The 21,565-nt window shown below is 41.7% G+C and carries 13 protein-coding genes; 9 read left to right on the top strand and 4 right to left on the bottom strand.

Features of this window, described 5'->3' with window-relative positions; all coding sequences use genetic code 11:
- Positions 1-15: 15 nt before the first annotated feature.
- Entirely contained in the window at positions 16-1,368 is a 1,353-nt protein-coding gene (locus tag ACYZ0U_RS08100) for an MFS transporter (RefSeq protein ID WP_461451579.1), read from the top strand.
- Between the two features lie 5 nt (positions 1,369-1,373).
- On the opposite strand, the gene ACYZ0U_RS08095 is transcribed toward ACYZ0U_RS08100, so the two are convergent.
- Complete coding sequence (locus ACYZ0U_RS08095; protein ID WP_461451578.1) at positions 1,374-1,991, bottom strand: NanQ anomerase/TabA/YiaL family protein; 618 nt, start codon at positions 1,989-1,991, stop codon at positions 1,374-1,376.
- Between the two features lie 267 nt (positions 1,992-2,258).
- On the opposite strand from ACYZ0U_RS08095, the gene ACYZ0U_RS08090 reads away from it, so the two are divergent.
- Positions 2,259-3,299, top strand: coding sequence for a LacI family DNA-binding transcriptional regulator (locus tag ACYZ0U_RS08090; RefSeq protein WP_461451577.1), 1,041 nt, complete (start codon positions 2,259-2,261; stop codon positions 3,297-3,299).
- A gap of 113 nt (positions 3,300-3,412) precedes the next feature.
- Complete coding sequence (gene uxaC, locus ACYZ0U_RS08085; protein ID WP_461451576.1) at positions 3,413-4,816, top strand: glucuronate isomerase; 1,404 nt, start codon at positions 3,413-3,415, stop codon at positions 4,814-4,816.
- Here uxaC and ACYZ0U_RS08080 read toward each other — a convergent pair.
- Complete coding sequence (locus ACYZ0U_RS08080; RefSeq protein WP_461451575.1) at positions 4,809-5,840, bottom strand: LacI family DNA-binding transcriptional regulator; 1,032 nt, start codon at positions 5,838-5,840, stop codon at positions 4,809-4,811. The two genes, uxaC and ACYZ0U_RS08080, sit on opposite strands and share 8 nt — an antisense overlap.
- A 229-nt stretch (positions 5,841-6,069) precedes the next feature.
- On the opposite strand from ACYZ0U_RS08080, the gene ACYZ0U_RS08075 reads away from it, so the two are divergent.
- From ACYZ0U_RS08075 to ACYZ0U_RS08050, 6 genes are read left to right on the top strand one after another with little or no spacing between them, the layout of a single operon-like run.
- The gene (locus ACYZ0U_RS08075; protein ID WP_461451574.1) at positions 6,070-7,722 is read left to right on the top strand and encodes a glycoside hydrolase family 28 protein; all 1,653 of its coding nucleotides are present in this window, start codon (positions 6,070-6,072) and stop codon (positions 7,720-7,722) included.
- A 2-nt stretch (positions 7,723-7,724) separates the two neighbouring features.
- On the top strand, positions 7,725-8,723 hold the full coding sequence (locus tag ACYZ0U_RS08070) for a pectinesterase family protein (RefSeq protein ID WP_461451573.1): 999 nt from the start codon (positions 7,725-7,727) through the stop codon (positions 8,721-8,723).
- Positions 8,720-10,213, top strand: a complete 1,494-nt coding sequence (locus ACYZ0U_RS08065; protein ID WP_461451572.1) for a tagaturonate reductase — start codon at positions 8,720-8,722, stop codon at positions 10,211-10,213. Before ACYZ0U_RS08070 ends, ACYZ0U_RS08065 begins: the two co-directional genes overlap by 4 nt.
- Before the next feature lie 10 nt (positions 10,214-10,223).
- Complete coding sequence (locus ACYZ0U_RS08060; RefSeq protein ID WP_461451571.1) at positions 10,224-11,876, top strand: UxaA family hydrolase; 1,653 nt, start codon at positions 10,224-10,226, stop codon at positions 11,874-11,876.
- Positions 11,877-11,906: 30 nt separating this feature from the next.
- Positions 11,907-13,802 (top strand): glycoside hydrolase family 88 protein, encoded by a 1,896-nt coding sequence (locus tag ACYZ0U_RS08055; RefSeq protein ID WP_461451570.1) that lies wholly within the window; start codon positions 11,907-11,909, stop codon positions 13,800-13,802.
- Positions 13,802-16,120, top strand: a complete 2,319-nt coding sequence (locus tag ACYZ0U_RS08050; RefSeq protein ID WP_461451569.1) for a DUF5703 domain-containing protein — start codon at positions 13,802-13,804, stop codon at positions 16,118-16,120. The genes ACYZ0U_RS08055 and ACYZ0U_RS08050 overlap by 1 nt, the downstream gene beginning before the upstream one ends.
- A gap of 2 nt (positions 16,121-16,122) precedes the next feature.
- Here the strand turns inward: ACYZ0U_RS08050 and ACYZ0U_RS08045 are convergent, their stop codons facing one another.
- Together ACYZ0U_RS08045 and ACYZ0U_RS08040 are read right to left on the bottom strand one after the other, a co-directional pair.
- Complete coding sequence (locus tag ACYZ0U_RS08045; protein ID WP_461451568.1) at positions 16,123-18,162, bottom strand: aceric acid hydrolase; 2,040 nt, start codon at positions 18,160-18,162, stop codon at positions 16,123-16,125.
- 6 nt (positions 18,163-18,168) lie between these two features.
- Positions 18,169-21,558, bottom strand: coding sequence for a glycosyl hydrolase (locus tag ACYZ0U_RS08040; protein WP_461451567.1), 3,390 nt, complete (start codon positions 21,556-21,558; stop codon positions 18,169-18,171).
- Positions 21,559-21,565: the final 7 nt, after the last annotated feature.

The raw sequence follows: 21,565 nt of genomic DNA, 5'->3' as shown, positions 1-21,565 counted from the left end.
GCTAAATAAACCAATATGGCAAATGATAAGGTAGGGAACTACAGATGGGTAATAGCAGCTTTGCTCCTTTTTTCCACCACCATCAATTATATGGACAGGCAGGTGATCAGCTATGTGAAGGATTACTTTTGCACGCCCATTGCCAAAGGCGGTTTCGGTTGGACAGATAACGATTATTCTTACATCACCTCATTTTTTACTCTGTTTTATGCCAGTGTTACTGTTTTAGCAGGATTAGTGATTGACAAGATCGGCACCAAGCTTGGTCTTGCATTATCGCTCATCATTTGGTCAACATTCGGGATTTTGAATGCCTTTGCAGGCAGTTCAGTTGTGATGCATGCTGTTGTACGCAGCTTATTCGGCATTGGCGAGGCAGGTAACTTCCCCGCATCTATAAAAACAGTTGCTGAATGGTTCCCGAAAAAAGAACGCGCGCTGGCTACGGGAATTTTTAACAGTGGTTCTAACATCGGCGCAATGATAGCCGCTTTGTTTGTTCCCTGGTGCCTGATCCATTATGGCGAAGCCTTAGGCTGGAAAATGGCTTTCATTGTTACCGGTGCGGCAGGATTTTTATGGTTGATATTTTGGTTCTTACTGTATAACCCACCACATAAATGCAAATTCATTTCTAAAGAAGAACATGATTACATCAATGAGGATGATTTAGCCGTACACGCGGCTGCCTCTGAAGATGTGGCTGTACGCGAAAAAGTATCCTGGTGGAAGTTATTCCAATATCCGCAAACCTGGGCCTTCTTTTGGGGTAAATTCCTTACTGATGGAATCTGGTGGTTCCTGTTATTCTGGCTGCCCGATTATCTGAAAAAGCAATTCGGAATGGATATCCACCACATTATGTGGCCAACGTTTACGGTTTATGCCATTTCAATTTTAGGTAGCACCTTTGGCGGAAATTTGCCGAGGACGATGATAAACCGCGGCATGCCTGTATACAAAGCAAGAATGACAGCCATGTTTATTATCGCTTTATTTCCGCTGTTTTTATTATTGACACAATACTTTGGAAATAAAGAAATATTCGGAAATTACGCTGCTACGCTGGCTATCGCTGTAATTTGTATTGGCGCTGCGGCGCACCAGGCATGGTCGGCTAATTTATTTACAACAGTATCTGATATGTTTCCTAAAAAAGCAGTTGGCTCGGTAACGGGTATCGGCGGCATGGCAGGCGGCCTTGGTGGTGTCATCATCCAAAGATTATCCGGGATTTTAAACACTAACTATCATTCACACCCGCAAACTGCTTATATGATCATGTTTTTTATATCAGCAGTGGCATACATTATCGCGTGGACTATCATCAGGATCTTAACCCGTAAGCCACAGCAAATACTGGTATAACCAGCTTACTGCACGTAACTTATTTTAATAACGAGCTTTTTCACTTTTCCTGCGTAACCGTCGGCTTTCATGTTTGGCCTGTGCACTTCTGAAGGAAAGAAAAGATAAAACTCAGCCGGAGTTGCTGTGTAAAATTTACCATCGGCAGTGTAATGCGCGGCATCTTTACCCTCGTTATAAGGTTCGGTTACTGTTGCGTTGGCAATTGGTGTAACCTCCATTTTCTCGGCGCCATGTATTACGTATTGCAGATCAATATATTTTCTGTGCGATTCCCATTTAGCAGCCTCATCAGTTTTTGAAGGAACATCGGTTATGCTTGCATAAACAAGTCTACCATCAATAGGATACATGCCCGGCGCTAAGGTGTCCAGTTTTGCTTTATCAGCTAAAAACGCGAAAGCTTTATCCCAAGCCTCTTTGTTAGCGTTGTATTGGCGTTCAAATTCAACGCTGTTCACATCCGGATAAACGTTTATCTTAAGGTTTTTCGCCCAAACTTTACTTTTCACCCATTCGTTCGCTTGTTTAACCGAATCGCTTTGTGCTACGGCGCTACCGCTAATAAATATCAATACAGGCAAAAGCGCGCACTTTTTCACTGACCAGGAAATTTTCATCATGTAGGTTTTAATAATTTAACCGAAGATTAATAATCTCAATATTACAAGCTAAAGTTTTAAAACGGTAAAATATTGCCTATTATTTACTTTAACGTTTGCGTAAACAAGTTACTGGCAAAACAGTGTCAGTGCTTTTTTCATCGTTCTTTTGTAAATTTGAATGTTCTTTCTTCAACTATCACATTAATTTTATTTACTTTTAATTTCATAAGTTTACCGCCTGCGCTTACCAATGGCGCTTATCGGTAATATCATCAAAACAAAAAAATGAATTTCGGGGCTGTTACTATAAAAGATATTGCAAAGGAACTGGGTATATCTGCGTCGGCGGTTTCCAAAGCATTAAAAGATAGCCACGAAATCAGCGAAAAAACCAAGAACCTGGTTTTAGAATGCGCCAAAAAGCATAATTATCATCCTAACCCAATGGCGCAAAGCCTTAAACGTGGTAACAGCAAATCGTTAGGAATTGTAGTGTCGACTATTGACAACCATTTTTTATCGCAGGTGATTGATGGGATCGAATCTGTAGCTTACAGCAAAGGTTACAACGTTACCATTACCCAAACGCATGAATCGTACGATCGCGAGGTGTCAAATGTAAACCACTTAACCGTTCGCGCTATTGATGGTTTGCTGATCTCGCTCTCTACCGAAACAAAAAACCTGGACCACCTGAAAAAGCTGCATGAGATGGGCCTGCCCATTGTATTTTTCGACAGGGTAACTGATGAAATAGAAACGCACAAAGTTGTTGCTGATAATTTTCGTGGAGCTTATGAAGCAACTACGCATTTAATTCAATCAGGATTTAAAAAAATAGCGCACATTACAAGCTCGGTAAATGTGTCTATCACGGCAGAACGCCTAAAAGGATACAAGCATGCCTTAGTGGAAAACGGTATTGGTATAAATGAAAGCCATATAAAATATTGCCCGCATGGCGGTAAAGACCTTAATGAGGTTGAGGATGTGCTGAATGAGTTGTTGCATTCAAAAAACCGTCCTGATGCGATTTTTACTGCATCTGACAGGATAACTACCACAACGCTTGCATTATTGCACAAGTTAGGAATTAATATCCCCGATGAAATTGCACTGATCGGTTTTACCAACACCCATTTGGCTAATGTGTTAAACCCATCTTTAACACAAATTTACCAGCCCGGGTTTGAAATCGGTAAAAAAGCAACCGAAATGCTCATCAGCCTGATTGAAAGCAAACGTCCGGTTACAGAATTTGAGACAATTGTGTTACCCGCTGATTTATTCATGAGGGATTCTACAAAAAACATCCCGGTTAAGTAATCCTATTGATAACTCCGGCGGAAACGTTTGCGTAAATAATAACGGGTTAAAACTTGCCTGCTATTTAATACCAACCTACTTTTGGTGCGCATTCATTGCCAATACCAATTATTATGAAACCGTTTTTGAACCAGGATTTTTTATTACAAAGCAGCACCGCGGAACATTTATACCATGACTTTGCAGCTAAAATGCCGATCATAGATTACCATTGCCATCTGGACCCGATGCAAATAGCAGGCGATATAAACTTTGCTAATTTAACCGACATCTGGTTAAAAGGAGATCATTATAAATGGCGCGCTATGCGAGCCAATGGTGTTGATGAGCAATACATTACCGGTACAAAAACTGATTTTGAAAAATTTGAGAAATGGGCGGCAACAGTTCCGTACACCCTGCGCAACCCGTTGTATCACTGGACGCATTTAGAGTTGCAGCGTTATTTTGATGTGCACCACATACTTTCACCAAAAACTGCTCAAGCAATTTATGATGATTGTACCGCAAAACTGCAAACACCGAAATACAGTGTGAAAAACATCATTACCAAAATGAATGTGGAAGTGATTTGTACTACTGATGACCCGATAGATAATCTTGAATATCATCAAAAAATAAAACAAAGTAACTGGAACGTTAAGGTTTACCCGGCATTCAGGCCTGATAAAGCGATGAACGCCGATGATGTTGCAGGATTAAACCAGTACATGGCTAAATTGGAAGCGGTTAGCGATACCAATATCAGCAGTTACAGCGATTATCTGGCAGCATTAAAAAAACGCCACGATTATTTTGCCGATAATGGTTGCACGGTTTCAGATCATGGCCTGGAGCAAATTTATGCTGAAGATTATACTGCGGATGAGATCAGTAAGATTTTCGAAAAGATCCGTTCCAGTAAAACGTTAGCGGCCGTTGAGGTATTAAAGTTTAAATCGGCTATGTTGCACGAGTTTGCTTTGTGGGATCATGAAAAAAACTGGGTGCAGCAATACCATTTAGGCGCTATCCGTAACAACAATGCCCGAGCCCATCGTGAAATTGGCCCGGATACAGGTTATGATTCCATTGGTGATTTTACACAGGCTCAGGCATTATCGCGCTTTTTGAATAAACTGGATGGCACTAACCAGCTGGCAAAAACTATCCTTTATAATTTGAACCCGGCGGATAACGAATTATTCGCGACTATGGCTGGTAATTATAATGATGGTAAGGTTGCAGGTAAAATGCAGTTTGGTTCGGCCTGGTGGTTTTTGGATCAGAAAGATGGTATGACCAAACAGATCAATTCACTATCGAGCATGGGTTTATTAAGCAAACTGGTGGGTATGCTTACAGATTCACGCAGCTTTCTTTCTTATCCGCGCCACGAATATTTCAGGCGATTACTTTGCAATTTATTGGCTGAGGATATTGAAAACGGCGAATTGCCAAATGATGTAGAATGGACAGGTAAAATTGTGCAGGACATATGCTATTACAACGCCAAAAACTATTTCAGTTTTAAATAGGCTTTTTTGAGGATTCGCGAACAATAAGCTCGGACTCCAGTTGCATAACAGCGTATTCTTCAATTGGCCGTTTGCTTTCGATGGTTTTGATGAGCACTTCAGTTGCCATTTGCCCGATCTGGAATGCAGGCTGGCGAACAACAGTTAACGACGGATTGAACAGGTCGGCTACATCAGAATTGGTAAAGCCTGCCACTCCTATTTCATTAGGAACTTTGATTCCGAGCTTTTTTAAAATATGCATGCAGTTGATTGTGAGCCTGTCACTGGCTACAAAAATCGCATCCGGTTTATCATCCGGTTCCATTAACTCTTTAATGGCAGTTTCTACCTCATCGGCTATCATACCACCGTGGTCGCAATATTTTAACCAGGAAGCATCAAAGACAAGCCCGTTTTTATCAAGCGCAGCCTTGTAACCTTCAAAACGTTCTTTACTGATCAGTAAATTATTTGAATTTGTTAGATGCACTATCTTTTTAAAGCCCGAGTTTATCAATAACTCCGTAGCATCATAAGCGCCTTTAAAATTATTTATACTGATGTTGTGGGTCTCAATGCCATTGGCAAGGCGGTCAAAAAAAACGATCGGGAAGCCTTTATCAACCAGGTATTTATACTGGCTAATGTCGGTAGTTTCGGATGATAAAGAAACCAATAATCCATCAACATGCCTGGAAAGCAAGTGCTGCACATTAACCATCTCGCGATCAAATGACTCATGGGTTTGGGTAATTATAACATGGTAACCTCGATTGTAAGCAATGGATTCTATCCCGTTTATGGCCTGCGAAAAATAATCATTGGCAACCTCGCAAACTACCACTCCTATCGAATGGCTTTTATGATCTTTTAAACTTAAAGCTATTGGATTAGGTCGGTAATTGATCTTTTCTGCGTATTCAAGAACAAGTTTTTTTGTTTCGGTGCCAATTTCATAGCTGCCATTCAACGCCCTCGATACTGTTGAAGTTGATAAACCCAGCGCCTTGGCAATATCCTTTATGGTGTATGATTCAAACATTAAGAATGGCTTACAATAATTGTTTCGAGCGGCTAATTTAAATTAAAAAATCAACTAAACTAAGCCCGGTTACAGCCATATTTCAATTACACTAAACCTATATATCCATTTACGGAAACGTTTGCGTGGTTTTAGTTGGGCATATGCTTCATTATTAACATCAGGGGCTTTAAATTTGTTAGATAACCAGTTAAATCATCCGGCATATTAGCCGGACAACCATCAAAACATGCCTATTTTAAAAAGAATATTTAGCGTTGCCGTTTTTTTAATTGCAGGTAATTTAACACTTCATGCCCAGGAATATTCATGGCAGCACCTGCCACAAATTGCACGGACCATATTTAAAAAAGATACGTTCAATATCATCAAATATGGTGCTAAGGCAGATGGTATAACCTTAAATACCAAATGTATAAACGCGGCTATTACTGCTTGTAGCTTAAAAGGTGGCGGCGTAGTATTAATACCACAGGGCTTATGGCTTACAGGGCCAATCGAATTAAAAAGCAATGTAAACCTGCACGTTAGCCGTGCGGCACTATTACAATTTACAAGCGACAAAAATCAATATCCTTTAGTTGAAGGCAATTATGAGGGCCATGCAGCAGTGCGAAACCAATCCCCTATTTCTGGCACTGACCTGGTGAATATCGGCATAACAGGCGATGGAATAATTGACGGCAACGGCGACGTTTGGCGCGCGATCAGCAAAGAGCGCTTAACCGGGCAGGAATGGGATAAACTGGTTGCATCGGGTGGCGTTGTAAGCGAAAATGGCAAAACCTGGTACCCATCACAAAGTTATATCAATGGCTTAAAAACACCGGATGCGGGTACTATCCAACCCGGCAAAAAAATAAGCGACTATGAACCGCTGAAAGATTTCTTTCGCCCCAACATGCTGGTGCTTACCAATTGTAAGCGTGTTTTATTGGAGGATGTTACCTTTCAAAATTCACCGGCATGGTGCCTGCATACTTTAATTTGTGAAGACCTGACAATTAAAGGCATTCATGTTCGCAACCCCTGGAATGCGCAAAACGGGGATGGCATAGATATAGAATCCTGCAAAAATGTATTGCTCGAAGGCAGCACTTTTGATGCAGGAGATGATGGCATCTGCATTAAATCAGGCAGGGATGAAGAAGGCCGCCGCCGCGGCAAGCCTACTGAAAATGTGATCGTTCTCAATGATGTGGTTTACCGCGCCCATGGTGGCTTTGTTATCGGTAGCGAAATGTCGGGTGGCGCTCGAAATATTTTTGTTTCGGATTGCACATTCATCGGCACCGATGTTGGCCTGCGTTTTAAAACAAACCGTGGTCGCGGCGGTATTGTTGAAAACATCTACATCAAAAATATCAGCATGCGTAACATCGTAACCGATGCTATCCTATTTGATATGTATTACATGGGTAAATCGCCGGGCGATGATGGAACAGGCACTGAAGCAACTCAAATCCCTGTTACCGAAGCCACACCGCAATTCCGCAATTTTTATGTAGATAACGTGGTGTGCGATGGTGCCGCAAAAGGTTTACAGGTCAGGGGATTGCCTGAAATGAATATTAAAAACATACACCTGCAAAACCTGGTACTAAAAGCAAACCAAGGCGTAGATATTATTGAAGGAACGGGCATCAGCCTTAAAAATGTAGAACTTGAATGTAAGAATACATTACCGCTTATTAACATTGAAAATAGCCATGATATTAACTTTGATCATATAAACTTTTCAAACGCACAAACCCTATTTTCAGTAAGCGGCAAACGTTCAGCTAAAATTAAAGTATTGCATACGGATACTGCTAAAGCAACAGACAAAACCGAGTTTAAAAAAGGTGCTGATGCATCCGCGATAACCATAGCCGGTAATTAATTATGAAGAAGTTATTGTTGTTGATTTGCCTCACTTTTCCTGCTATGCTCATGGCGCAGGTTACCACCTACCCTACTCATTTTACGGTAGCGCAGGATGGCAGCGGCGATTTTAAAACCATACAACAAGCTGTGAATGCTGTTCGCGATCTTTCCCAGCAACAGGTTATTATTTTTATCAAAAAAGGCATCTATCACGAGAAACTGGTCATCCCCTCATGGAAAACTAAAATATCATTAGTGGGTGAGGATAAGGAAAATACGGTCATCACAAATGCTGATTATTCTGGCAAAGCAAATACGGGTGGTACAGATGCCTTTGGCAAAGACAAATTTACTACCTATACATCTTATACTGTATTGGTGCAGGGAAATGATTTCCATGCAGAAAATTTAACTATCGAGAATACCGCGGGCCGGGTTGGACAGGCAGTAGCTTTGCATATTGAAGGAGACAGGGCTATTATACAAAACTGTAAATTATTGGGTAACCAGGATACTTTGTATGCTGCTACAGAGAATAGTCGACAGTATTATAAGGATTGCTTAATACAAGGAACAACCGATTTTATTTTTGGCGAGGCAACAGTTGTTTTTGATCATTGCACGATTAAAAATCTGTCCGATTCTTACATCACTGCGCCATCAACCACGCCAAGACAACAATTCGGTTTTGTATTTTTCGATTGCGATCTGATTGCGGATTCAACAGTTAAAAAAGTATACCTCGGGCGGCCATGGCGGCCTTATGCGAAAGCAGTGTATATCAACACCATAATGGAAAGTCGCATTGTTCCCGCTGGCTGGGATAACTGGCGTAACCCCGACAATGAAAAAACAGCATTTTTTGCTGAATACAAGAGCACTGGGCCTGGTGCGCATATTTCCGGACGTGCTGCCTGGTCGCACCAACTTACATCAACGGAAATTAAATCATATACCATAAAAAATATCCTGTCGGGTAAAGATGGCTGGGATGTTGAACAATCATTAAAATTATGATCCTATCAAAAGATAACTTAGCAAATATTCAAGTCCCGGGCCTGCAAATGCCGGATAAAGCCATATTTGGCTTGCCCGAAAAAGTGCTGCAATTTGGTACCGGCGTACTTTTGCGCGGCCTGCCTGATTATTTCATAGATAAAGCGAACAGACAAGGCATTTTTAATGGACGCGTGGTGGTGATCAAATCTACCGATACAGGTTCAGCATCAGATTTTGATAAACAGGATGGCCTTTATACCATCTATTCAAAAGGAATTGAGAACTTACAGGAAATTAGCGAAGAGGTTATTTGCTCAAGCATCAGCCGGGTATTATCAGCCGCTAATGACTGGTCAGAAATATTAAAAGTTGCACGAAGCCCGGATCTGAAACTGATCATTTCCAATACTACCGAGGTGGGCATACAGTTTATAAAAGAGGATGTGCGTAAGCAGCCACCCGCTTCATTCCCCGGCAAATTACTGGCTGTTTTATATGAGCGTTATAAAACTTTTAAAGGAAGCGCGGATAGCGGTTTGATCATCGTACCAACAGAATTAATTGTTGATAACGGTAAAAAACTGGAATCCATCGTATTTGAGCTGGCCCATTTAAACAACCTGGAGCATGAGTTTATGGATTGGCTGGAAGATCATAACACCTTCTGCAATTCATTGGTCGACAGGATAGTGCCGGGTAAACCTGCTAAGGAATTGGCGGCTGAACTTACCCAAAAGCGCGGCTATGAAGATGAGTTGCATATCATGTCGGAAATTTATAGTCTTTGGGCTATTGAAGGTGATGAAAAGGTCGCTTCAGTACTTTCATTCAGCAAAGCTGATAAGGGAGTTGTCATCACACCGGATATTGAACTGTTCAGGGAATTAAAATTACGCTTATTGAATGGCTCACATACGATAAGCTGCGCATTAGCTATTGTCAATGGATTTGCAACGGTCAAAGAAGCCATGGATAACGAAGATTTTGAGAAATTCATTACGCTTGTTGCGTTAAAAGAGATCATCCCATCGATCCCTTATAAAATTGATTTACAGGTAGCAATGGATTTTGCTTTAAAGGTGTTGGATCGCTATCGTAACCCCAATATCCGGCATGAGTGGTTAAGCATATCGGTACAATACAGCACCAAACTAAAAATGCGTGTATTGCCATTACTATTAAACTATTATAAACTAAAAAACACTGTACCCCAATACATGGCTCTGGGTTTTGCGGCATTTATAAGGTTCATGAAAATTGAGGTAAATGCTGATGGGAATTATACAGGCTCGGTCAAAAACAAAAATTATATGGTTACAGATAGCAATGCTGCTGTATTGAGCAAAGCATGGGAATTGGGCAATACAAGCGCTGTTGTAGAAGATATTTTAAGTAATAAAGAACTTTGGGATACTGATCTATCCGTTTTACCCGGCTTTAAGGAAGCAGTTATAAGCAACCTGGATGAGATCATGGCAGAAAAAAGAACACTTGCCCCGGTAGTTTAATATAAGCATCATGAAACAGAAAATAACAAAAGTACATCCGAAAGATAATGTGATGGTAGCACTTACCGACTTACAGGCAGGCGAATCGGTAACATACCAGGGCAATTCATATACCCCAATTGAATTTATTCCGGCAAAACACAAATTCGCCATAAACGCTATTCCGACAGGAGCAGAAGTGATTATGTATGGCGTGTTGGTTGGTAAAGCGCAGTCTGATATTCCCGTTGGCGGTTTATTAACTACTGGTAATATCAAACATGCCGCAAGCGGTTTTCATGAAGGTACCGATCATACCAACTGGGATAAACCGGATATAGATAAATGGAAAAGCGCTACATTCAATGGCTTTCACCGCGATAATGGCGAAGTTGGCACAGCTAACTACTGGCTTGTTGTGCCTATGGTTTTTTGCGAGAACCGCAACATTGAAGTTTTGCAGGAAGCCCTGGTTAAACCTTTAGGTTATGGCCGTAAAAAAACTTACGAAGTAAAAGCGCAGCAGCTGATTGAAATGGTAAAATCAGGCGGGGGATTGAACGAGGTTTTATATACCGAGATAGATAAAGATAGCCAGTCATCGGCACAAAATAAATTATTCCCGAATGTAGACGGTATCAAATTTTTGAGCCATACTGGTGGTTGTGGCGGTACACGCCAGGATTCCACTACCCTATGCGGTTTGCTGGCAGGTTATATAACTCATCCAAACGTTGCGGGTGCAACTGTTTTGAGCCTGGGTTGCCAAAATGCCGAGGTAAAAACTTTACAGGAGGAGATCAGCAAACGTTCACCTAATTTTAACAAACCATTATATATTTTAGACCAGCAAAAAATTGGTCTGGAAACTGATCTGATGGAACTGGCCATCCGTCAAACTTTAGCGGGTTTGATCCAGGCCAATCAAAACACACGTAAACCTGCCCCATTAAGCAAGCTGACTATCGGTTTGGAATGCGGTGGTTCTGATGGTTTTTCGGGTATATCGGCAAATCCGGCTATTGGTTATACATCGGATATGCTGGTTGCTTTAGGCGGATCAGTTATATTAGCTGAATTTCCGGAACTATGCGGCGTTGAACAAAACCTGATTGACCGCTGTGTAGATAAAAGTAAAGCCGACCGTTTTTCATCATTAGTAAAAACCTACAGCGAACGTGCTGAAGAAGCCGGTTCCGGTTTTTATATGAACCCATCGCCCGGAAATATTAAAGATGGTTTAATTACTGATGCGATAAAATCAGCAGGCGCGGCAAAAAAAGGTGGTACCTCACCCGTTACCGACGTACTGGATTATCCTGAAAAGGTGACCAAACCGGGACTTAATTTACTGTGTACACCCGGGAATGATGTGGAATCAACTACTGCCGAAGTTGCCTCGGGCGCTAACATTGTATTATTTACAACAGGTTTGGGTACGCCAACCGGTAACCCGATAACGCCTGTGGTTAAAATTGCTACCAATACCACTTTATATAACCGAATGAAGGATATCATCGATATCAACACAGGTACTATTGTTGAAGGCGATGAGACCATTGAACAGGCCGGCGAACGCATACTGGACTATGTGGTAAAAGTAGCCAGCGGCGAAATTGAAGTAAGCGCGGTTAGGCACGGTCAAAATGATTTTATTCCCTGGAAAAGAGGCGTTTCTTTATAAATTTATACCCGGCATCACCAATTAGTTCCTATGAGAAAGATCATTTGCATCGTAATATTATTTATTCCGTGTTTTACCCTAGTTAATGCCCAAAAACAACCGTGGTCGCAGCGGATGGCTGCTACTGCTATGAATTTGTGGAAAGATACTTCTGCCGCGCGCTGGAGTTACGAGCAAGGTGTAGTATTGCAGGGAATTGAACAGGTTTGGATGCAAACCGGTGATAAAAAGTATTTCAAATTTATCCAGAATTACATGGATGCCTTAATCGGACCAGATGGCAGCATTAAGGGGTATAAAAAAGATGATTACACGCTTGACAATGTAATGTGTGGACGAATAGCATTGATGCTTTTCAATGTTACCGAAAAGGAAAAATATTATAAAGCAGCTTTGCATATCCGTGAGCAATTAAAAGATCAGCCCCGTACGGCCGACGGTGGTTTCTGGCATAAAAAACGATATACCGGTCAGATGTGGCTCGACGGGTTGTACATGGCCGAACCATTTTATACTGAATATGCCTATACCTTCCATGATGATAATGCATTTAATGATATAGCAAACCAATTTATCCTGATAGAAAAACATGCCCGCGACCCGAAAACTGGCTTGTTATACCACGGCTGGGATGCGACCAAGAAAGAACAATGGGCTGACCCAAAAACCGGCTTGTCGCAAAATTTTTGGGGACGTGCCGATGGCTGGTATGCTATGGCTTTGGTTGATGTGCTTGATAAATTCCCCACTGAAAATTCTAAACGGGCGGAATTATTGGCCATACTTAACCGCCTTGCCATTGCCATAAAAAAATCACAGGATCCTAAAACAGGTTTATGGTACCAAATATTGGATAAACCAACCGAAGCGGGAAATTATCCGGAAGCCTCAGCATCGTGCATGTTTGTGTATGCTTTGGCAAAAGCTGCCAGGGAAGGTTATTTGCCCGTAAGCTATTTGACAGTTGCGCAAAAAGGCTACCAGGGCGTATTGGATAAATTTGTTGAAACCGATGGTACGGGCCAGGTAAACCTCAATGGGACAGTTGCAGTTGGCGGTTTAGGCGGAAAACCCTATCGCGATGGTAGTTACAATTATTACATGAGAGAAAAGGTTGTTAAAAATGATGCTAAAGGAATTGCCGCATTTATATTGGCAAGTGTAGAAATTGAGCGCCTGCAAAATCTATCAGCCGGTAAAGGAAAAACTGTTTTGGTTGATAGTTATTTTAATAATGAGCACCGAAAGGATATTACCGGCCGTACTATCTCCTACCATTACAAATGGGATGAAATGACTAACAATGGTTTTTCAACTTTCGGGCATATTTTTAATAATTATGGCTTTAAAACCGGCACACTTTACGATGCGCCGACCACCCAAAACTTAAGTAAAGCAAGTGTTTATATTATTGTAGATCCGGATATTCCGGCTGAAAATCCAAACACCAAATATATTGAACCAGTAAATATTGAAGCAATAACCAGTTGGGTTAAAACAGGCGGTGAACTGGTAGTATTGAATAACGATACCGGAAACGCTGAATTTACGCACCTTAACAAACTGCTCGCGAAATTCGGCATGCAATTTAATTTAGATAGTCGTAACCATGTACAAGGCACCAAATTTGAAACAGGTGCTATTTACATTCCCCAAGGAAATATGATTTTTAAAACAGCTAAAAAGATTTATGTAAAAGATATCGCTACATTAAAAGTTGCTCCCCCCGCTGTTTCGGCGCTTACGGATAAAGGTGATGTGATCATCGCAGTAGCTAAATATGGTAAGGGAACTGTTTTTGCCGTTGGCGACCCCTGGTTTTACAATGAATACACCGACGGACGAAAGCTGCCTTATGATTTCCAAAACTTCGAAGCTGCTAATGATCTGGTGAACTGGTTAAGTGAACAGTTACCCGCAAAATAATGAAATGTAAACTGCTGTTCTTTTGTCTCATCATGTATGCGGCTGCATTTAAAACCGGTGCGCAAACGGCAGAACTTAAATCATACAATTTGGTTTGGAACAGCCAGAGCAAAAATTCAGGTGAATCTATGCCCTGCGGAGGTGGCGATATTGGCTTGAATGTTTGGGTGGAGAAAGGTGACCTGTATTTTTACATGTCAAAAAGCAGCACATTTGATGAAAACAACACCTTTCTTAAACTGGGCCGTGTGCGCATAAAACTATTTCCCAATCCCTTTGCAGGAACAAATTTCAAACAGGAACTGGTGTTGCAGGACGGCTCGGTTATCATCAAGGGCAAATGCGACAACCTAAACACACAGGTAAAGCTTTGGGTTGATGTCTATCGCCCGGTTATTCATGTGGAAATTAATAGCAATCAACCTATAACAACCGAAGCTGATTATGAAAGCTGGCGATACCGCGACAGAAATTCGAACGGCAAAGAGAACAACCAGGATTCGCGTAAATGGCTCCCTGATGGGGTTGTTAAAACGTTGAAAGATAACATCAGCTTTAAAAACAATGGGGTGCAGTTCTATCACCAAAACCAAGATTCAACTGTTTTTGATGCTACTGTTGCAGAAGAAGGATTGAATGCTGTTAAATCCCAGCTTTATAACCCGCTTTATCAATTAGTTTTTGGAGGAATAATCAAAGGCGATGGAATACGAGCTGCAGGTACTTACACGGGCAAATATCAAAGTACGGATTTTGAAGGATGGGCATTGCGATCTGTTAAAGCCAAAAAAAAACAAGACCTAGAAATATACCTGAATACCGAAAATATTGCGACACCACAACTTTGGGTACAAAAACTTGATAGTATTGAGCAAGATGCTGCATCGCACAAAAAAATTGCTTTAGCAGCCACCCAAAACTGGTGGAAACAATTTTGGGATCGAAGTTTTATCTGTATTGATCCGAATAAAATTGATGCAAATAATCCTGAATGGCAGGCTGGTCGCAATTACCAGCTGTTCCGGTATATGCTGGGATGTAATGCATTTGGGGAATATCCTACCAAATTTAACGGCGGTTTGTTTACTTATGACCCTGAAAATGTTGATACCACTTATAAATTTACGCCGGATTTTCGTAATTGGGGTGGTGGTTTAATGACTGCCCAAAATCAGCGTTTGGTTTATTGGCCGATGCTAAAAAGCGGAGATTTTGATATGATGAGGTCAGAGTTTAAATTCTACCTCCGGTCATTACATAATGCCAAACTAAGAAGCAAATTTTATTGGGGGCACGATGGTGCAAGTTTTACCGAACAGTTAGAAAATTTCGGCTTGCCAAATATGGCAGAATATGGTTACAAACGACCCGCTGATTTTGACAAAGGTGTAGAATACAATGCCTGGCTGGAATATCACTGGGATACAGTATTGGAATTTTGCCAGATGATGCTCGAAAATCAACGCTATACAGGAGGGGATATTAAGCAGTACATCCCGATTATTGAAAGTTGCCTTACATTTTTTAATGAACATTACCAATATCTTGCCAAAAAACGAGGCGCGAAAACCTTTGATGCAAATGGTTATTTGGTGCTTTACCCGGGATCAGCGGGTGAAACTTATAAAATGGCTTATAACGCTACCTCTACCATCGCCGGGTTGCAAACAGTACTGAAAACTTTATTAGCGTTACCACTGGAATATTTAACCCAAGACGAGCGTAAGACCTGGCAGGTAATGTTGAAACGTATCCCGCCGGTTAATTTTACGGAGATAAACGGACATAAAACTATCGCGCCTGCAAAACTATGGCAAAATGTAAACAATGTTGAAAGTATGCAGCTATACCCGGTTTTCCCGTGGGGAATTTATGGCATTGGAAAACCTGACCTGGATGTTGCCATTAATACCTGGAAGTATGATACCCTTGCCATAAAATTCAGAAGCGGAATCGGATGGAAACAGGATAATATTTTTGCTGCACGGATGGGATTAACTAAAGAAGCTATTGACTTAACCATCTTCAAACTAAAAAATTCAGGCCGTCGTTTCCCTGCATTTTGGGGGCCAGGCTTTGATTGGGCACCCGACCATAACTGGGGTGGCACAGGCATGATTGGGTTACAGGAAATGCTAATGCAGGTTGATGATAAAAAGATCTACCTGTTCCCGGCCTGGCCTAAAAACATGGATGTGCATTTTAAACTCCACGCGCCATACAATACCACTGTTGAAGCCACGGTTAAAAATGGCAAGCTCAAATCGCTTACCATTTTGCCTAAAGAGCGCGAAAAAGATGTAATCAATATGCTTTAACTTTACCTGTCAAAAGGGATCCAGGTTTCCATATTTGTATGCCCGCGATTATCCCATGCGTAATAAGGTATCAGCCTGATGTTTGCGGTAGACGTGTTTAATGATATTTCTTTATATAATTTATTGCTCCAGTTGCCTTCATTCCTAACATCGGCTATGCCCGTCAGGCTCACAATATTGCTATTGTCTATCCTGATCAACTGCGGGTTCAAGCTTAACCTTGATGAAAGTGCTATTTGATTTACTTTATCCCTTTTAGGCAGATCAACAGATTCTAAACAATAAACTATTGGCCCGCGCTTTACGGCAACTTGGTTACGTGTTTCTTCAACCAACGGGTTGGACTCAATATACTTTACCGGCATCGGCATGTTTAATGTTATTTGATCACCTTTTTTCCATTTGTGGTTAATTTCAGCATAAGTTCCTGAGATTAATTTAACACCTGCGGGTTTGCCATTCACCATTAGTTCCGCATTTTTACACCAGCCCGGTATCCGCAGGAAAACAGAAAATTCTTTTCCAGGTGTTTGTTCAAACTTTAAGTTTACCCTGCCATTCCATGGGTAATTACTTGTTTGGCCTAGTCTAATTTCTGATCCATCTTTTAATTTTGTCGACAGGTTATTCCCCCCATATAAATTCACCCACAACCCTTTATCCGAGATATTGTAAGCGTAATTACTTACTTCAGCAATAGTACGTACTACATTTGGCGGGCAGCAATCTGAATAAGCAATATAGCCTACCCTATCCCTCGACCATCTTTGCCTGAAAGGCAGATCATCAGAAACACTCAACGGGTTAGTGTAAAAAAACTTTGTACCATCCAGGCTAATACCCGAAAGCATCCCATTGTACAAGGTTAACTCCATAATATCGGCATACTTAGCATCACCTGTAATTTGAAGCATGCGCCAGTTCCAAAGCACATTGCCAACACTCGCGCAGGTTTCGTTATGCGCGGTGAAGTTGGGCAATTGGTAATCACGACCATAAGCTTGGTGTACTTCCTGAACATCTTTCAACAAGTAAGATGTTCCGTCAGGCGAAACGCCATCATACAAAGCGCCGCAACCACCCGTTACGTATAATTTGCGGTTTACCACATCATTCCAAACTAAATTGAGTGTATGCATTAAAGTGGTATCACCTGTTTCTGCATAAACATCTGCAGCGCCTGCGTACAAGTAATTAGCCCTAACAGCATGCCCTATGGCTTCAGTTTGCTGCCTGAAAGGTATGCGGTCCTGGTTATCATCCGTACCATCTTTCATAAATCCACGAATATCGATCAGGTTTTTAGCCAGCTCAAGGTATTTAGGATCATGTGTAGTGCGATACATTTCAACTACACCCATGTAGTGCGACGGGCAAATGGCATTCCTCGCTAACTCTGGCGAAGCGGTTTTATAAAATCGATACAGATAGTCGGTTGCCTTTATCGCTATATCCAGAAAATTTTTTTTTCCTGTAGCGCGATAATGGATACAAGCTGCCGTCATCAAATGCCCCAGATTGTAAGTTTCAAAATTCAATCTGTCCTCAAATGCTTTAGTTTTTTTAGGATTTTGGCGTTCATCAATTAAAGTTGGTGTATGGATGTAACCATCTGTCCGTTGTGCTTTGGCAAACAAAGCGATGGTATTATCCATTAAAGCATCAAGCTTTGGATCATGAGTGGCGGAATACATCACCGCGACAGCTTCAAACAGTTTGTAAAAATCCCCATCCTGAAATGGCGGACCAACATGCTGCCCGCTATCCAAGCCCGCAGCTATTTCAAAATTTTGTATAGCATGGCCCAATTTTGGGTCACTATAGATTTTCCATAAATTGGGGATCATGGTTTCCCGGCACACTTTAAACCTATCTGCCCAAAAACCATTTGTCCAGGTAACATCGCCCATATTTACGCTGCTTAGTTTCGCATACGGGCTGGCAGATGTATTTACTAACGCCTTATCCTGTGCTTGTAAACCGTTAAGGCATACAATTCCCAATAACATCAAAACAATTCTTTTCATCACTTCTCCTTTCATGTCACACTAATATTTTAACTGAACAATCTTCACCGGGCCAATTAAACCTGCCGGTAATAAGGGCTTGTCATCCAAACGATAAACAGCATTTGTCCAGGTAATTCGTTTATTTTCAGGCAATGCATGGTCGCCAATTAAGCGGTTGGCCCAAGTATTACTCACTTCAATCCTGATCTCATTTTTGCCTGTCTTTAAAGCCTTTCCAATATTTACGCGGTAAGGATAAGTCCACGCCGTTCCGCAAAAAACACCATTAACATAAACATCGGCAAGATTATACACCTTACCTACATCAAGCCATAAATCGTTGTTGGATTTCTCCCTGATCCAGTTAAAAGTTTGGCCATAAACTGCCGTACCGGAATAATATTTAATAGCATCGTTAACATTTTTAATCCAGTTAGCTAAGGTTGTGAATTGCACTGATTTTTCAGGTCCCCCGAAAGCTTTATCAAATTGAACACTCCAGTTTTGCCCAAGTGTTTTCACAGGTACAATAGCAGGCCAGTTTTTATATTGATTTGCGATTGATGATGTTACAGGTTTTCTCAAAACAATAAACACAGATCCGCTGGTATCAAGTTTAATTGTTAAAATCGTACGGCTATTTATCATTTTCCAGTCGCCGGCAACTTTAGTTTCGCCTGTCAATGGATTAAACAGTTCCGGTAGTTTACCGTTCACTCTTAAAGAAATTGTGATCGTGCGTTGTCCGTTATCCTGGTTTGAAATAAAATAGCTGTCAAACCCCTTACCTGTACGATGGTTCCACGCAATGTTATGAGCAAATCCGCCGGTTGAGTCGGTAATAATTACATCTCTCGTAATTCCTAATTTATCAAAGCTATCATCTTTATAAATACCTGTAATTAATCTTCCTTTGTGGTTCGACTCATTTAGAAGCTGGTTATAAACTTCTTTAACCACGGCATCATCTTCCATTCCCGGCGCATGAGCAGGTTTATCGCTCATAATAATGGTCGCGCCATCTTTAACCAATTGTTGTATTTTTTTTATGGCCTGCGGCGACATTAAGCTGCTATCCGGCGACATTGGGCGCGATCGGGGAATCACTAAAACAGCATAACTTGCCCCACCCGGCAATTCGATTCGTCCTTCGTGTACAGTTGCTAATCGTAGCAAAGCATCAAGATTGAATGAATCATAAGCATAACCGCGCATTGGGTTTATCCATTGTTGCGGCTCTGCCATATTTGCCGAACTACTCACGCCGTCAGGGATAATGCGCATAGGCTCACCCATATTGGCAAGTCTTTCGGCTTCTTGTTTAACCCGTTTATCACCAAAAATACCGGGCAGTGTGCTAACAAGCCGATCAGTTAAAATGGCGCGTCGTGGTGTTTCTTCGCCTGTAAAAACAGCAATATCAGTTACCGGGCGTCCCATTTGTAGCATTGCTTCGCAACGTTGGATGTATTGCACCCATCCCCTGCCCTGTTTCCACCAGGTTTGGTCGCGCTGAAAAAATGTACCTATACCATCTAAGGTCATCCCTGGTTTACGATTAAGCCATGGGTTGTGCACATCAACATGGAAGGTAAATCGGTTGATACCAAGTGCAAACTCTCTATCGGCAATGGCTTTTAACATAGCCGGATGCTCGTCCCACATTAATCTTAACTCCGTAAATGCTTCCGCCTGGATAATATTCTTACCGTAGATATGGCCACCAGAAATCGCATCCAAAATATCATTCGGCTTATCGTGTGTTGGGCTGCGCAACCAAAATTCGCCCATTGGCAAATCAACATCTTTATAATGCAGCATGCCATCGCTTACCATAGTTGGCGCAACACTTTCGGCACTAAATTCACAACCCTGCGCATGGGCGAGTTTAGCCATCGTTCCGAAAAAGTTATCTACTAAAAGCTCAGCAATTGTCTCACGAACATCGCTTAATACTTTTTCAGAAACCTCGGCGCTTTGTACCGGAACGCCTGCCATTACCGGCAGATAAGGTTCAATGTCATAACCTCTGCGCTTTTTAAATTCCCCTGCAAAAACCGGCGACCAGTTTTGGCTGCCTGCTTCCCAGCTATCTACGTGGAATATTTTTAAAACCTGTTTTGCCAGATCAGGGCCGGCCTGTTTAACAGCCTCACCAAACCAATTATCAAACTGCAGTTTTACAGCCACAGGGTTAAACTTATCGCACTCCAAGCCCATTCCTGCACCACCTGTGGCATTAGTATGCCCGGTTGATGTATGGCCTATGCGTAAGATCGTCCAGTTGCCGGGCGGCACATTCCATCTTAGTTTGCCATCAGTATCCAGGTTTGACGTTATATCGATGATCTTGTCTTTAGGAATGCACTGGTCTTGCGGTAGTTGTCCTATGGTAGTTCTTTTGCTTACCCGCCATACTTCGCCATTTTTGCCTTCATATTGATGAATCTTAGCTTCTGACGATAACTCAATTCCTGACAACTTTAAAGATGGCTTCCACTTAGCAAAATCCAGGTCTTCTGATCCCGGTTCTGAGCCTGCTTTATCATAAACGAAACGGAAATATTTCGCTGTAGCCTCCGGAATATCATTTGTTATTTGCGCGTCCCCATCCTGCCAGCCGTGGCGTGGTGGCTCAAGGCGGGTTAAAGTTTGAAAGTTGATACCGTCATTGCTGACCTCAACCAATAATCTTTCCGACTCATAATTACTGGCATTAGTATGTATTACCAATGAACGGCAGGTAAAAGGCTGAACAAACGCCAACTGGATCCAGCAAGGTTCGCTGCTTGCAAAATTGGTTTTATTACCCAAAAATGCAAGAAATTGAACGTCGGCGCCGGTACTGGAGGTTACTTTAGGGACAATATTTTGTGTCGATATGCCACTACCTTCAGGTGACGGATAAGCCAATATTTTAATATCGCGATAATAATCTTTGTAATGTTTGGGTACAGCTAATGTATCGTTAAACAATTTGCCACCGCTAACCAATATTTTTGACCAGACCACCTTTTGCATCGATAGTTCCGGTGTTATCCATGGACCGCCAGCCACGGCAAAGCCATCACAATCATGAAAAGCCAATTTTACACCGATCCTGTTAGCTTCGCTCATAGCGAATTTTACCATTGCCCACCATTCCTTACTTAACTGGATAACCGGTGGATCAATAAACGGCGGATTCGCAGGGCCTTTAATCGGCATTAAATAAGCACCGCCAATGCCTTCATCTCTCATTGATTGCAAATCGGCGGTTATCGCTTCTTTCGATACCGCGTCCTGCATCCAGTACCAATAGATCCACGGTTTGGCAGATTCGGGCGGATGCAGAAAGATTTGTTTTATAGCGTCGGGTTTTGATTGAGCATAAGTATTCAGCACAAATAAATTAAGACAGCATAAAAACGTTATGAAGTACTTTTTCATACCTTAA

This window comes from Mucilaginibacter sp., from assembly GCF_965225845.1.
In the GTDB taxonomy this organism is placed as follows: Bacteria; Bacteroidota; Bacteroidia; order Sphingobacteriales; family Sphingobacteriaceae; genus Mucilaginibacter.
The sequence above is the reverse complement of the archived record's forward strand: the minus strand, read 5'-3'. Positions and strand labels throughout refer to the sequence as shown.

Excerpts from the sequence above, each read along its gene's own strand:
- ACYZ0U_RS08100 (WP_461451579.1), top strand. The coding sequence starts at position 16 with ATGGCAAATGATAAGGTAGGGAACTACAGATGGGTAATAGCAGCTTTG.
- ACYZ0U_RS08095 (WP_461451578.1), bottom strand. The coding sequence starts at position 1,991 with ATGATGAAAATTTCCTGGTCAGTGAAAAAGTGCGCGCTTTTGCCTGTA.
- ACYZ0U_RS08090 (WP_461451577.1), top strand. The coding sequence starts at position 2,259 with ATGAATTTCGGGGCTGTTACTATAAAAGATATTGCAAAGGAACTGGGT.
- uxaC (WP_461451576.1), top strand. The coding sequence starts at position 3,413 with ATGAAACCGTTTTTGAACCAGGATTTTTTATTACAAAGCAGCACCGCG.
- ACYZ0U_RS08080 (WP_461451575.1), bottom strand. The coding sequence starts at position 5,840 with ATGTTTGAATCATACACCATAAAGGATATTGCCAAGGCGCTGGGTTTA.
- ACYZ0U_RS08075 (WP_461451574.1), top strand. The coding sequence starts at position 6,070 with ATGCCTATTTTAAAAAGAATATTTAGCGTTGCCGTTTTTTTAATTGCA.
- ACYZ0U_RS08070 (WP_461451573.1), top strand. The coding sequence starts at position 7,725 with ATGAAGAAGTTATTGTTGTTGATTTGCCTCACTTTTCCTGCTATGCTC.
- ACYZ0U_RS08065 (WP_461451572.1), top strand. The coding sequence starts at position 8,720 with ATGATCCTATCAAAAGATAACTTAGCAAATATTCAAGTCCCGGGCCTG.
- ACYZ0U_RS08060 (WP_461451571.1), top strand. The coding sequence starts at position 10,224 with ATGAAACAGAAAATAACAAAAGTACATCCGAAAGATAATGTGATGGTA.
- ACYZ0U_RS08055 (WP_461451570.1), top strand. The coding sequence starts at position 11,907 with ATGAGAAAGATCATTTGCATCGTAATATTATTTATTCCGTGTTTTACC.
- ACYZ0U_RS08050 (WP_461451569.1), top strand. The coding sequence starts at position 13,802 with ATGAAATGTAAACTGCTGTTCTTTTGTCTCATCATGTATGCGGCTGCA.
- ACYZ0U_RS08045 (WP_461451568.1), bottom strand. The coding sequence starts at position 18,162 with ATGAAAGGAGAAGTGATGAAAAGAATTGTTTTGATGTTATTGGGAATT.
- ACYZ0U_RS08040 (WP_461451567.1), bottom strand. The coding sequence starts at position 21,558 with ATGAAAAAGTACTTCATAACGTTTTTATGCTGTCTTAATTTATTTGTG.